This is a genomic window from Mangrovimonas sp. sgz306409 (genome assembly GCF_059735265.1).
This window is the reverse complement of sequence record NZ_JCAPEU010000001.1, coordinates 525,260-538,747: the sequence shown is the minus strand read 5'-3', so window position 1 is coordinate 538,747 and position 13,488 is coordinate 525,260. Positions and strand designations below refer to the sequence as shown.

General features: G+C 39.3%; 10 protein-coding genes and 1 tRNA gene. 7 read left to right on the top strand and 4 right to left on the bottom strand.

The features are described 5' to 3' along the window. Positions 1 to 58: 58 nt before the first annotated feature. Positions 59 to 1,879 (top strand): cation:proton antiporter, encoded by a 1,821-nt coding sequence (locus tag AC6I5C_RS02360; RefSeq protein WP_497903767.1) that lies wholly within the window; start codon positions 59 to 61, stop codon positions 1,877 to 1,879. A 1,142-nt stretch (positions 1,880 to 3,021) separates the two neighbouring features. Then, positions 3,022 to 3,891, top strand: a complete 870-nt coding sequence (locus AC6I5C_RS02355; RefSeq protein ID WP_497903766.1) for a tyrosine-protein phosphatase — start codon at positions 3,022 to 3,024, stop codon at positions 3,889 to 3,891. Positions 3,892 to 3,971: 80 nt separating this feature from the next. Here AC6I5C_RS02355 and lepA read toward each other — a convergent pair whose 3' ends face one another. Next, positions 3,972 to 5,768, bottom strand: coding sequence for a translation elongation factor 4 (lepA, locus tag AC6I5C_RS02350; RefSeq protein ID WP_053976566.1), 1,797 nt, complete (start codon positions 5,766 to 5,768; stop codon positions 3,972 to 3,974). 157 nt (positions 5,769 to 5,925) lie between these two features. Between lepA and AC6I5C_RS02345 the strand changes: the two genes are divergently transcribed. After that, positions 5,926 to 8,343, top strand: a complete 2,418-nt coding sequence (locus AC6I5C_RS02345) for a TonB-dependent receptor domain-containing protein (RefSeq protein ID WP_497903765.1) — start codon at positions 5,926 to 5,928, stop codon at positions 8,341 to 8,343. A gap of 97 nt (positions 8,344 to 8,440) precedes the next feature. Next, positions 8,441 to 9,433: a tRNA dihydrouridine synthase DusB gene (dusB, locus tag AC6I5C_RS02340; RefSeq protein WP_497903764.1), complete on the top strand. Its 993-nt coding sequence runs from the start codon at positions 8,441 to 8,443 to the stop codon at positions 9,431 to 9,433. Here dusB and AC6I5C_RS02335 read toward each other — a convergent pair. Together AC6I5C_RS02335 and rbfA are read right to left on the bottom strand one after the other, a co-directional pair. Then, positions 9,414 to 10,625 carry an ABC transporter permease gene (locus AC6I5C_RS02335; RefSeq protein WP_497903763.1) on the bottom strand — a complete coding sequence of 404 codons (1,212 nt, stop codon included), beginning with the start codon at positions 10,623 to 10,625 and terminating at the stop codon, positions 9,414 to 9,416. The genes dusB and AC6I5C_RS02335 overlap by 20 nt on opposite strands. 81 nt (positions 10,626 to 10,706) lie before the next feature. Then, complete coding sequence (rbfA, locus tag AC6I5C_RS02330; RefSeq protein WP_053976570.1) at positions 10,707 to 11,102, bottom strand: 30S ribosome-binding factor RbfA; 396 nt, start codon at positions 11,100 to 11,102, stop codon at positions 10,707 to 10,709. Between the two features lie 112 nt (positions 11,103 to 11,214). Here rbfA and mce point away from each other — a divergent pair, with 112 nt between their 5' ends. Both mce and AC6I5C_RS02320 read left to right on the top strand, forming a co-directional pair. After that, positions 11,215 to 11,616 carry a methylmalonyl-CoA epimerase gene (gene mce, locus AC6I5C_RS02325; RefSeq protein ID WP_497903762.1) on the top strand — a complete coding sequence of 134 codons (402 nt, stop codon included), beginning with the start codon at positions 11,215 to 11,217 and terminating at the stop codon, positions 11,614 to 11,616. 56 nt (positions 11,617 to 11,672) lie between these two features. Beyond that, a tRNA-Ile gene (locus AC6I5C_RS02320) sits at positions 11,673 to 11,746 on the top strand. Between the two features lie 101 nt (positions 11,747 to 11,847). On the opposite strand, the gene AC6I5C_RS02315 is transcribed toward AC6I5C_RS02320, so the two are convergent. Next, positions 11,848 to 12,429 carry a hypothetical protein gene (locus AC6I5C_RS02315; protein ID WP_497903761.1) on the bottom strand — a complete coding sequence of 194 codons (582 nt, stop codon included), beginning with the start codon at positions 12,427 to 12,429 and terminating at the stop codon, positions 11,848 to 11,850. Between the two features lie 150 nt (positions 12,430 to 12,579). Here AC6I5C_RS02315 and AC6I5C_RS02310 point away from each other — a divergent pair, with 150 nt between their 5' ends. Continuing rightward, complete coding sequence (locus AC6I5C_RS02310; protein ID WP_497903760.1) at positions 12,580 to 13,488, top strand: helix-turn-helix transcriptional regulator; 909 nt, start codon at positions 12,580 to 12,582, stop codon at positions 13,486 to 13,488.

Sequence of the window (13,488 nt, the reverse complement as noted above, 5' to 3'; positions counted from 1 at the left end):
TTCTATTTCGCGATGAAAATTGACGCTTTTATTGTTATTTTAACAAAAATTTGAATGTATGATTGAACTTTCGGGCATTGTAATTTTAGGAATTTTGGCACAATGGGTGGCATGGCGTTTTAAAATTCCTGCAATTTTACCCTTAATTTTAATTGGGCTGTTCGTTGGGCCCTTTTCTACCTTGATTTCTGCCGATGGTTCCAAGTGGATTCAACCTGTATGGAATGGCGAAAAAGGTCTCTTTCCCGGCGACAGTTTGTACAGTTTTGTATCCCTAGCCATTGGGGTCGTTCTATTTGAGGGTGGTCTGACCCTTAAGCGCAATGAAATCTCTAAGGTAGGCCCTGTAATTATGAAACTTATCAGTTTGGGAGCTGCCGTGACCTTTATTGGTGGGGGTATTGCTACGCATTTTATATTCAATCTTAGCTGGAAGATGTCCTTCCTGTTTTCGGCCTTGATTATTGTAACCGGACCAACGGTAATAGCACCTATTTTAAGGAATATTCCACTTAAAAAGGATGTCTCGGCGGTGTTGAAGTGGGAAGGTATTTTAATAGATCCTATTGGTGCTTTGGTAGCGGTATTGGTATTTGAGTTTATTAGTATTGGTGATGATGCAGGGTATACTTCTCAAGCATTTATTGAATTTGGTAAGATTGTCATCATTGGATTTTCCTTTGGAACCACTGCAGCTTTGGCCTTGTATTTTGCCATTAATAAGAAGTTAATTCCTCATTATTTATTGAATGTAGCAGCCTTGTCTGTCGTGTTATTGGTGTTTGTAGAGTCCGATATTTTTGCCCATGAATCTGGGCTTTTGGCAGTTGTAGTCATGGGTATGGTATTGGGGAACAGTAAGCTTCAAAATTTAAAGGAATTACTGTACTTTAAGGAATCGCTGAGTGTATTGCTCATTTCCATTCTTTTCATCTTGCTTTCTGCCAATGTGAATATTGAAGATTTGCTGACTGTTTACAATTGGAAAACAGCCATTCTTATGGCGGTAATTATATTTGTGTTGCGTCCGTTGGGCGTGTTTTTAAGTACCACAAAATCAGGACTTAAAACTAACGAAAAGCTCTTTATAAGTTGGGTGGGTCCAAGGGGGATTGTAGCCGCAGGGATTGCCTCGCTGTTTGGTACCAAATTGGTACTTAAGGGTGAGCCCGGAGCTGAATACATTACACCTTTGGTGTTTACTACTGTATTGGTAACGGTATTGTTGAATGCTACCACGGCGCGTTCCTTTGCCAAATGGGTAGGGGTGTACCTAAAAACCAGCGATGGTATTTTAATTGTGGGTGCCTCCGAAGCCTCTAGAATCATTGCCCGTTACCTAATCGATAATGGGCGCCATGTGGTGTTAATTGATAGCAATAAGGAAAACATCGACAAGGCCCGCGCCAAGGACTTGGATGCCATGGAAGCCAACGTATATTCCGAAGATCTGTCCAACGACGTCGAATTGAGCGATATTGGCTATCTGTTGGCCTTTACGGGAAGTGATGAGGTGAACCGTCATTCCATCAATAAGTTTAAAACCTATTTAGGGGAATCTGGCGCATACCGATTGATTTCTTCTGAAGAAATCAAACATCCAGAAACCATTGATAAGGACATGATTTTCTCCATTAAGGACGATTTTATCAACTTTAGTGAAGTAGCACGTGATTATCCGGTTATCAACGAGATAGATTTAAGATCTAAAAAGGATTATTTGGAAAAGATCGATTTCCTAAATTCGGAACAAAAGATGATTCCTCTCTTCGTAAAGGACCTTACTGGCGAACTGCACATCATCTGCTCTTTGGATAAGGATTTCAAGGTTGAAAAAGGGTATCAGCTAGTGTATTTGGGTAGGCCAGAAGGGGTGTAGCTAGATTATGTGTGAGAAGGGAATGGTTTAGTAGGTGAAGTATTATTTATCTGTATTGGTTTTATGCTGAAGGGATATTTGTGTTTGTCGCCTCTTTATGTTCATTTTCTTTGCTTGTCCAAATGCTGCGCATTCATGAAAACCTATTTTTATTAGGTAATAATATTGTGTGAATAAAGAAAACGAACCAAAAGAAAAGACGTTCTGTCGATAGGCATTTTGCGCTTCTTTCAGAATCCCAAAAACGTTCACAAATTCCTAAACTTGGTCCAAGGCTTCCCAAGTTCTTAACGGAATTTGCTCTCTATGCTTACGACAGGATGTTCCGCTTGTTGCGGAATTAGATTTTATATTTCAAAGTTAGTGACCAATTATAGGGTATTCTTCCACTTTCACCAATCTTAGACTAGTGCCTTTTGTAACCAATTCCCCCTTTGAAGGGGGGACTAAGGGGGATGTCCATCTACATCCATTAATGGCAATATTCCGAAACAAAAAGCATTTGATTGACGAAGAAAATGCCTACTAGCATTTTTTGCTACTTTTTTGGGAGATATAAAAAAGCAAATACCCTTTGTTTTTAGTTCAAATTTTTCCAAAAAATGGTAGAGGAGCATATCCAAAACCATACTCCATCTACAAAATATTTCCCACATACACAATACCTTGACACGTACTGACACATACTGACACGTTGTGACACACAGAGACCTGTTAAGACCTGTTGAGACCTCTCCTGACACACACTTGCCATTTTTAGGGGGTTTTGTTCGAGGATTGGTCGGGGTTTGTTCGTGTTCGGCTTTGGGGTATTTGGGCAAGATGGGGCTTTGGACGAACAATGGCTTGACCACGTTTTGGTAATGGTGAATGTTAGGAGGAATATTCTGCTTTTACACCCCCCTTCAAAGGGGGAATTTTGTTTTGGTATTGTCCCCTTGAGGTTGCCGAGAGAAAAGCGCTGCTTTACTCGAAGGTACAGCACGTAGTGCTCTAGGGGTGTTTCTATATGTTTATTTGTAAACTAAAGGTTACTAAAAACCTTACAAAACTATAATTCTTTAAACATTGTTTAATACAAAGGCGACTTTCACTTAACACACTCATGGGTAAGTTTGCACTTCAAAAAAATGCAAAAAACCATGAGAATTTTAAACAACAAAAAACTTAACCTAATTGTATTAATGGCTGCTGCCGCATTTAGCTTCACTTCTTGTAGTGAAGACGATGAGGTAACTAAAGAAGAGTATCAAGTGTACGAGTCGCACATTGTGCTTGATGGCGAAGACAACATGAGAGACCTTGGCGGGTATGTTGGCGCTAGTAACAAACGTGTGTTGTACCATAAATTGTTCCGTTCTGGAGAATTATCGGGCTTAACTGCTAACGACTTTGAAGTAATTACAGACTTAGGTATTAACACTGTTATTGATTTACGCACCTCTGAGGAGCGTGAAGAGCACCCAGATGCGCTTCCGGAAGGTTTGGTGTCGCAACACTTCTCTTTAATTGAGGAAACCGGCGAAAACGGCACTACAGGAGCTTCAAGTATTACAGCTCAGATTATTTCTGGTGAAGTAGATGCTGTAGAATTGATGATGAGTGCTTACACCGTTGATGAGCATAAAATAGAAAAGTGGACTACCATCTTTAACATGTTGGAACAGGACAACCAAGTAAGCCTTTGGCATTGTACTGCCGGTAAAGACCGCGCAGGGATGACAGCGGCTTTAATATTGGCATCTTTGGGAGTAGATAAGGAGACTATTATTGAAGACTTCTTAGCATCTAATATTTATTTGCACGATTCTATAGAAGGGACTGTAGCTTATATTAGTCAGGCCTATGGTGAAGAAGCAGGCGAAAACATGCGTCCGTTGTTAGGGGTGCAAATAGAGTTTATCGATGCTTTTTATGATGATATTGATACCAATCACGGGGGAATGGAAAACTTCTTGACAGAATTGGATGTAGATGTTGCTAAAATGAGAGCTAACTATTTGGAAAAATAATATTTTTGAGGATATTAGATAATGCAAACAAAAAGCCCTGTAAATATTACAGGGCTTTTTGATATCTAGAAGGTACAAGCTTAATCGTTAAGCTTTAAAACCGCCATGAAGGCTTGTTGAGGGATTTCTACGTTCCCTACTTGGCGCATACGTTTCTTACCTTTTTTCTGTTTTTCCAATAACTTACGCTTACGGGAAATATCCCCACCATAACATTTGGCGGTAACGTCTTTTCTAAGGGCCTTAATGGTTTCACGCGCAATGATCTTGGCGCCAATCGCGGCTTGGATAGGAATATCGAACTGCTGTCTTGGGATTAATTCCTTAAGCTTCTCACACATTTTTTTACCAATGTTGTAGGCATTATCGGCGTGAATAAGGGCCGATAGGGCATCTACAGGCTGTGCGTTCAACAGGATGTCTACACGCACCAGTTTGGAGGCGCGCATCCCAATAGGAGAATAGTCAAAAGAGGCATACCCTTTGGACACAGTTTTTAGGCGATCGTAAAAATCGAATACAATTTCTGCCAATGGCATGTCGAAGCTCAGCTCTACACGCTCTGGCGTTAAATAGGTTTGATTGGTGATCTGTCCACGTTTTTCAATACACAGCGACATGACGTTTCCGATAAAGTCGGCCTTGGTAATGATGGTGGCTTTTATATAAGGCTCTTCTACACGGTTTAGTGTGGAAGGGTCTGGTAAATCAGACGGGTTGTTAACAATGATAACCTCATCCGGGTTTTTGTTGGTAAAGGCGTGGTAGGACACGTTAGGTACCGTTGTAATTACGGTCATATCGAACTCACGTTCCAAACGCTCTTGGATGATTTCCAAGTGCAACATTCCTAAGAAACCACATCTAAAACCAAAACCTAGAGCCGCAGAACTCTCTGGTTGGAATACCAATGAGGCATCGTTAAGCTGCAGTTTTTCCATAGAGGTTCTTAACTCCTCATAATCCTCAGTATCTACAGGGTAAATACCCGCAAATACCATAGGTTTTACGTCCTCAAAACCACCAATCGCATTTTTGGTAGGTTCTTTGGCATCGGTAATAGTATCACCCACTTTTACTTCCTTGGCTTCCTTGATACCAGTAATCAAGTACCCTACATCACCAGCTTTAATTTCCTTTTGAGGATGTTGCTTCAATTTTAAGGTTCCTACTTCATCTGCAAAATAGGTGTTGCCGGTAGCAATAAACTTAATTTGCTGTCCTTTTTTAATCGAACCGTTGATGACCCTAAAATAAGTTTCAACGCCTCTAAATGGGTTGTATACAGAGTCGAAAATCAAGGCCTGTAAAGGTTCGTCTGGATTTCCTTTTGGAGCAGGGACACGCTCGATAATGGCGGTTAAAATATCTTGGATTCCCAAACCAGTCTTGGCACTTGCAGGAATCACTTCCGAAGGATCGCAACCTAAAAGGTCTACAATATCATCGGTTACTTCTTCTGGATTGGCACTAGGCAAATCTACTTTGTTCAATACAGGGATGATTTCCAAATCGTTTTCCAAAGCCAAATACAGGTTGGAAATGGTTTGTGCCTGAATGCTTTGTGCGGCATCTACAATCAATAGGGCACCTTCACAGGCGGCAATGGAACGGGATACCTCGTAAGAGAAATCTACGTGACCAGGGGTGTCAATAAGGTTAAGGATATAGGTTTCGCCTTCATGGACATATTCCATTTGAATGGCATGCGATTTAATGGTGATACCACGCTCGCGCTCCAAATCCATATTGTCCAATAGCTGATCTTGTTTTTCGCGCTCTGTTACCGAGCCGGTAAAATCCAACAAACGATCGGCTAAGGTACTCTTACCGTGGTCTATATGTGCTATAATGCAAAAATTTCTAATGTGCTTCATAATTGGTACTTACATGCATAAGATTTTGCAAATATAGTTGATTTATTATGCTTTGTGATGAATTATTTATAACAAAAGAAACGATAAAAATAACGGAAATCCATAAATGTAATATCGAAACAAATAGTATATTGCAATATCCTAAAGCTAATTTAACTTGAAATTAACACCCATAATCAACCTACTATTTCTGGTTACATCATTAAGTTTTGGACAAGGAGCCTTCGTAAAAGGAAAGGTTGTGGATGAACACAGCAATCCTGTTTCCTATGCCAATGTTATGATTGAGACCAGTGACACTGAAACCTTCGTAAAAGGCAGTGCCACTGATGATAGAGGAGAGTTTCAAGTTATCAATCTAGATCTGGGCACGTATCTATTGACCATTTCATTTATGGGGTATAAAGACATCCGCAAGGAAATTACCTTGAGTGGCAATTTAGATTTTGGTGTGATGGTGATGCAAGAGGATCTGCAAAGCTTAGAGGAAATCAACATTACGTATAAAAAGCCTACCATTAAAAAGGAAGCCGATAGATTGGTGTTTGATGTGGAAAGTACAGCGCTTACAGAAGGCAATATGCTTCAGGCCATACAAAGCACACCTGGGGTGTTGGTGGTAGACAACAGTATTATGGTGAAAAGTGTGGCGCCTACGGTATATATCAATAACCGTAAGGTAAATTTATCTTCTTCAGAATTGACCCAACTATTGGAAGGATCTTCAGCATCCTCTATAAAATCCATTGAAGTGATTACCAATCCGCCAGCAAAATATGATGCTGAGAGCGGTGTGGTGATCAACATTGTGATGGGAAAGAATTTGGTAACAGGTTACAAAGGCAATGTATTTGGCAATTTTACACAAGGGGTTTTTCCTAGGTATAATGGTGGTATGGGGCATTATTTCAAAACTGAAAAATTGAATGTATCTGCCAACTACAGCTATACCCAAAACAAGATCAACAGGGACTCCGATGAGGAAATCAATTACTTTGACAGTAACCGCAATGTGGATCAAATTTGGTTATCCTCGGTAAATAGAAATACTTGGTCTAAAACCCATAATTTGGATGTGTATTTGGATTATATGTTGAGCAAGCAAAGTACCTTGAGCCTTTCGGCCAATACACTTTGGATGCCAGATTTTAAATACAACATCAACAACACCAGTGAAGTGTTTGATGCCAACGAATCCTTAATGTATTATTTTGATGCCAACAACCTGTCTTTTGATGAAAAGCACAATTTGGGATTCAACATGGATTATGTCCATAATTTTAATGAGGAAGGCGAGCAACTTTCGGCAAATGCACACTATACAACCTACAGTTATTCACGTGACCAAAGTGTGAGCAGTAATTATTTTGACAACAACGATCAGTTTTTGCAAACCACCAGTTACAATACCTTTAGCAATCAAGACACAGATATTTTTACGTCCCAATTGGATTATGCCAGAGCGGCTTCTGAAACTTCTAGTTTTGAAACAGGATTTAAGTACTCTAACATTTCCACCAATAGCGATATCACCCAATACGATATTTTTGAAGGCCAGGAAACTTTGAATCCGGACAACTCAGATGCTTTTGATTACAAGGAATCTATTTACGCAGGGTATGTGGACTTTTCAAACGATTGGGATTTATGGAGTTTGAATTTTGGTTTGAGGGTTGAGAAAACCCAATTAAAAGGGATTTCAATCACCAACAATGAAGTGAACAAACAGGATTACTTGAGTTGGTTTCCAACCGCGAGTATCAGTTTTACAGCCTCGGATGATTTAAGTCTGTATACCAATTACAAACGCAGCATTAATAGGCCGGATTACCAGAGCTTGAATCCTTTCAAACTCTATTTGAATGACAATACAGTTGTGGTTGGAAATCCTAAGTTACAACCTGTGTTTATTGACCATGCGGTTATTGGAGCTTCCTTTAAAAACACCTATACGGTAGAGGCCTATTACAAAGTGAACAAGAACAATATTTACGAATTGCCTGCACAGGACAATGCCAATAACATTCTCACTTACGCGCCTGTTAATTTTGATAGAACCCTTGAGTTTGGTTTCGATTTTGTAGTGAATTTTTATGTATCACCTCGTTGGTATCTTTATGCGGTGACGTCGTTTTATAACATTAAGGATGAGGCCAATTTTTGGGGTAATGACATATCAAAGGATCAGTGGTCTAATTACAGTGAGTTGAGCAATAATTGGCAATTTTTAAAGGATAAAAGCTTAAATGCCAACCTTAATTTAATTTGGGTAGGTAAGAATATGCAAGGGTTCAGAATTGTGGAAGATCGATTGGTGTCTAGTTTGTCTATTTCTAAAACGCTTTGCAAGAAGAAATTAGTAGTCTCCTTGATTGCTGAAGATTTGTTTAACATGCAGGACATGGAAGATGCTACAAGGTTCTTGAATCAATACAATTCTCGCTACAACGATGTGGACAGCCGTACCGTTAAAGTTGGACTCCGCTATAACTTCGGAAATACGACCCTTAAATCAGAGACTGAATCTGTTAAAGATCTTCAGGAATTGGATCGTTTGGAAACACAGGAAAATTAATTTTTCTCACAACAAGCATTCGTCACTACAGTACTATTTTATTGGAATAGAAGTGGATTAGCCAAAAAGATGTAATTTTGCACCAAAATGGGCTATTATGGTAAAAATTGGCAATATAGAACTTCCTGATTTTCCGTTGCTTTTGGCACCTATGGAAGATGTAAGTGATCCACCGTTTCGTGCGTTGTGCAAGGAGCAGGGGGCAGATGTGGTGTTTACGGAATTTATTTCAAGTGAAGGACTTATTCGCGATGCGGCTAAAAGTACCATGAAACTGGATATTTACGAGAAGGAGCGTCCTGTAGGCATTCAGATTTTTGGTGCCAATTTAGACAGTATGCTCCAAACCATTGATATTGTTGAAAAGTCCAATCCGGATATGATTGACATCAATTTTGGGTGTCCCGTAAAGAAGGTGGTAAGTAAAGGAGCTGGAGCAGGAATCCTTAAGGATGTATGCTTAATGGAAACCTTGACAGCCGAAATGGTGAAGCGTACCAATTTGCCCATTACCGTGAAGACCCGTTTAGGTTGGGACCACGACTCTATTAGGATTGTAGAGGTTGCCGAACGTCTTCAGGATGTGGGCTGTAAAGCTATTTCTATCCATGGCCGTACCAGAGCGCAAATGTACAAGGGTAATGCCGATTGGCGCCCGATTGCTGAGGTGAAAAACAATCCACGAATGCACATTCCAGTATTTGGAAATGGAGATGTAGACACTCCTGAGCGCGCTATGGAAATGCGTGATAGCTATGGTTTGGATGGCTGTATGATTGGTCGTGCAACCATTGGGAATCCATGGTTTTTCAAACAGGTAAAGCACTTTTTCAACACAGGGGAGCACTTAGCACCAATTTCATTGGAAGAGCGTGTGGAAGCGGCTAGACGTCACCTGCAAATGGCCATCGATTGGAAAGGTGAAAAGTTAGGCGTTTTTGAAACCAGACGTCACTATACCAATTATTTTAAGGGAATTCCAAACTTCAAGGAATACCGAACCAAAATGGTAACCAGTGATGATGCCAAGGATGTATTCGATGCTTTTGATGAGGTGTTGGATCAGTTTTCTAATTACCAGTTTGTCTAACTAAAGCTTTCGATATTCTTCCAGAAGCAATTTTGGAAGCGACCACTCCTAGAAGTCCTACCGTTACAAATACCACAACAAAGTTGATAGGTTGTATAACTACGGGGTAGGGTAATGATGGGGTAATCATGACCAAACTGAATTGCTGTTGCAATATCACTAGAATAAATCCAATCACAATTCCAGTGATACCTGCCAAAACCGTCATTAAACTTCCCTGAAGGAAGAAAATACGCTTTATGGCATTGGTAGGTGTCCCCAAATTAAAAAGGGTGTGTAAGGACTCCTTTTTGTCCAAAATCATCATGATAAGTGATCCTATAACGTTGAACAGGGCAATAGCAATTACCAAAGTGAAGACCAGGTATACAAACAAGTTTTCAGAGTTGAGCATTTTGTTGAGTGAGTCGTTAAGCTCTGTTCTGTTTTTAATGATAAAACGGTCTCCAAACGTGTCGTTTAGAGCTTGTCTTATCTGCGCTTCATTAGCATTTGGATGTAGTTTTAGTTCAATACTACTGATTTGGTTGTCGCTGTAGTTCAATAGAAATTTAGCGGTTTCTAAATTGGAGTAGACATAGGTATTGTCTAAATCTTCATTGATTTGAAAAACCCCTGTATTCACAGCATTTATAAAATTAAAAGCGCCTTTTACAGAAGTAATTTGACCCGTTCCTGGTTTAGGTACATAAATTTTAAGTTGCTTGGCATAATCTAAAACGCCCAAAGACAAACTGCTGGAAATACCCCATCCGCAAACCACTTGATCCGTTCCTTTTTCAAACCAAAATCCATAAGCAACCATAGAATCAATATGGGTCACTTGGGTATAATGTTCGTCAACACCTTTAAGGGTGGCCAATTTTCGTTTGTTATCAAATTCCAGAATAACATGTTCCTCTATGATTTCGGAAAAGAGTGCCACACCTTCAATGTTGGAAAGTTCCAAAGAATCCTGTTCAGTAAATTGAAAGGATTTCCCTTTTGAGGGAAGTATTTTAAGGTCAGGATCTACATAGGAAGTAAACTGAAGACTAAAATCCTTTAAGCCAGCAAATCCCGAAAGGACAATAAACAGGGCGGCTGAGGCAATTACAATACCAGAGGCCGCAATAAGGGTCATGATATTGATGGCATTATTACTGCTTTTGGAAAACAGGTAGCGTTTGGCAATGTAAAGGGATACATTCATGGCCGTAATTTAAGGCGAAAAAAGATAATAATCGAAAAGACAGTACTAAAGAAAAAACCACTCCGAGTGGAGTGGTGATGATTATGATTTTTTACGTTTATCCAGAAGGTCTGGATTTTGTATAGGGTTTTCTTCGCCTTTTAGCGACTTTTCAATGCGGTCTATATATTCCAAAGAATCATCGATAAAGAATTCCAAATTAGGCATACGGCGTAATTGATTTTTGGTGCGCTGTGCCAATTCGTGACGAATCAATGGTGTGTTGGAACGAATACCTTCTAAAAGTTCCTGACCTTTGTCGTTAGGGAAAATGCTTAAATAGACTTTGGCAACGGATAAATCTGTAGTGACTTTAACCTTGCTTACCGAAATAATAATGCCTCTAAGGCCGCCTTTTGTGGCAGCTCCCTGTAATACGTCTACAAGATCTTCCTGTAAAACACCTCCAATTTTTTTCTGTCTTTGACTCTCTTCCAACGTGTTTAGGTTTTATAAATTAGGAAATACACTGCAAAAATAGAGCATATTTGAGGAATATCTTATTTTTAGTCCCATTAAATTTGACTCTCAGAAAGAAAACAAACTTAAAATGAATAAAATAGAACACATTGGTATTGCCGTTAAGGATTTGGAAGTGTCCAATCCTTTGTTTGAAGCCTTATTGGGTGTACCAAAGTATAAAGAGGAAACTGTGGAAAGCGAAGGAGTGAAGACCTCTTTTTTCCAATCGGGTCCCAACAAGATAGAGCTGTTGGAAGCGAGTAATCCAGATAGCGCCATTGCCAAGTTTATAGAGAGGAAGGGAGAAGGAATCCACCATATCGCTTTTGCGGTGGATGATATTGAACAGGAAATTGCGCGACTAACCAAAGAAGGCTTTACTGTTTTGAACCCAATACCTAAAAAAGGGGCTGACAATAAGTTAGTGGCGTTTTTGCATCCCAAATCCACAAACGGTGTGTTAGTGGAGCTTTGCCAAGACCTCAAGTAATTAAAAAAAGGTTTGCAGTATAATAAAATTAGTAGTAATATTGCACTCCAATTTCAGGTCCTATAACTCAGTTGGTTAGAGTATCTGACTCATAATCAGAAAGTCCCTGGTTCGAGCCCAGGTGGGACCACGAAAATAACCCGAAAACCCTTGTAAATAAAGGAGTTTTTGGGTTTTTTGTTTTTAGGGGTTACAACATTGGGGGCAACCATTTCTTGAATAATATTTAATTTATTTGCACCTAAATGCTTGTTGATGCCTCAATAGGCAATCGGTTTTGGATATTTGCATCCTAGATCCATTAAAGGTAACGAAATTCAACAGTTCGAGGGCAGTGTTTTGAAAATTACTTTTTGTTAAATGGAATTGAAGGTGATCGAAATTAAAATCATTCACCACGGTTTCGTATTGCCCTATCAATCCAATTTCCCGTTCCATAAGATATATTCCAGAAAGCATATTTTCTGTGTCGACTTGGTATATTTTGGAATTATACAAAGGAAATAGGGTATTGGTCAACAAAAGATCATTGATTGTAAACTTTGCCACTCTTTTTCTTCCCCAGGTTATTTCTATACTATTCTTGGGGTTATTGATTAAACCTCCAAAGGATTTTTCTATAAGATCATTAATGGAGCTCAAATCTGGATGGTTCAATAATCTAAAGAAATCAATGTTGATCAAAGCCATTTCTAGTGGCTGTTTGAGTAGCTCAGCTACTGATTGGCATTTTCTATAGTCCTTATCGTCAATTTTAAGTTTATGGATTTTAAATGATTCGCCGTATAGCTTAATGCGCAATGACTTCTCCATACAGTTTTGCTAGCCTTGAATTTTGGGGTTGGTTATGAACTCAACTGCAAAAGACGTTTATACACCCGCCAAATGATGTCGTTCACCATTATTATTGCTATTTTCACAAGGCCGTCAAGGTTTGGCGGACATAAGATATACTTTTACACTATGTCAACATATGAAATCCCAAGACGTTTAAGTTTTATTATACAATATCTAAAGGATCGTGAAACAGCCACTAAGGAAGAGCTTCTTCAATTTTTAGAGGAAAAGGATTGCCAGGTCTCTGAGCGCACTTTTGAACGGGACCTCAGCAAGATACGAACGGACTTTGGTTTGGAAATTAGTTATCAAAAGGGAACAAACAGTTATTATATAGACCGCGAGAATAGTATGGATGTGGCTTCATTTTTTCGGTTTATCGAGTTTGTTACCCTAGCTGATGTATTTACGGATGGACTTAAGGACAGTCGGGATATTTTCGGGTATGTCCATTTTGACGATAGCAACCAATTGAAGGGGTTGGATAATTTGGAGGTGATTTTAAGAGGGATTAAGGAGAATAGGCAACTATCCTTCACTCATTACAATTACTATAACGATACCCGTAAAGCCTATACCATAACCCCTTTGATTATTAAAGAATATATGAACAGATGGTATGTGATTGGAGTACCCGATGGTATGGATGAGATCCGCTCTTTTGGGATTGACCGAATGGAACAGACCAAACTGACTGGCTTGAGCAAGATCAAAACAAAAGATTTTGAAGATCAATTGGCCCAATTTGATAATATCATTGGTCTTAATTATAGTGGAAAGCAACAGGAGGAGATTGTATTGAAGGTAAACAATAACCATCTTAAATACCTTGAAAGTTTGCCTTTGCATTCATCGCAACGAGTAGTGCCTGATCCAGAAGATGGCTTTTCGAGAGTGTCCTATCGCCTTATCCCGAATTATGAATTGGATATCCAGATTTTTAAAATGAGTCTGGAGGTTGAGGTGATTGCTCCCCAACGGTACCGAGAGCATATCAAAAACGCAATTGAACAGATTTATAAGAAATATCAGTAA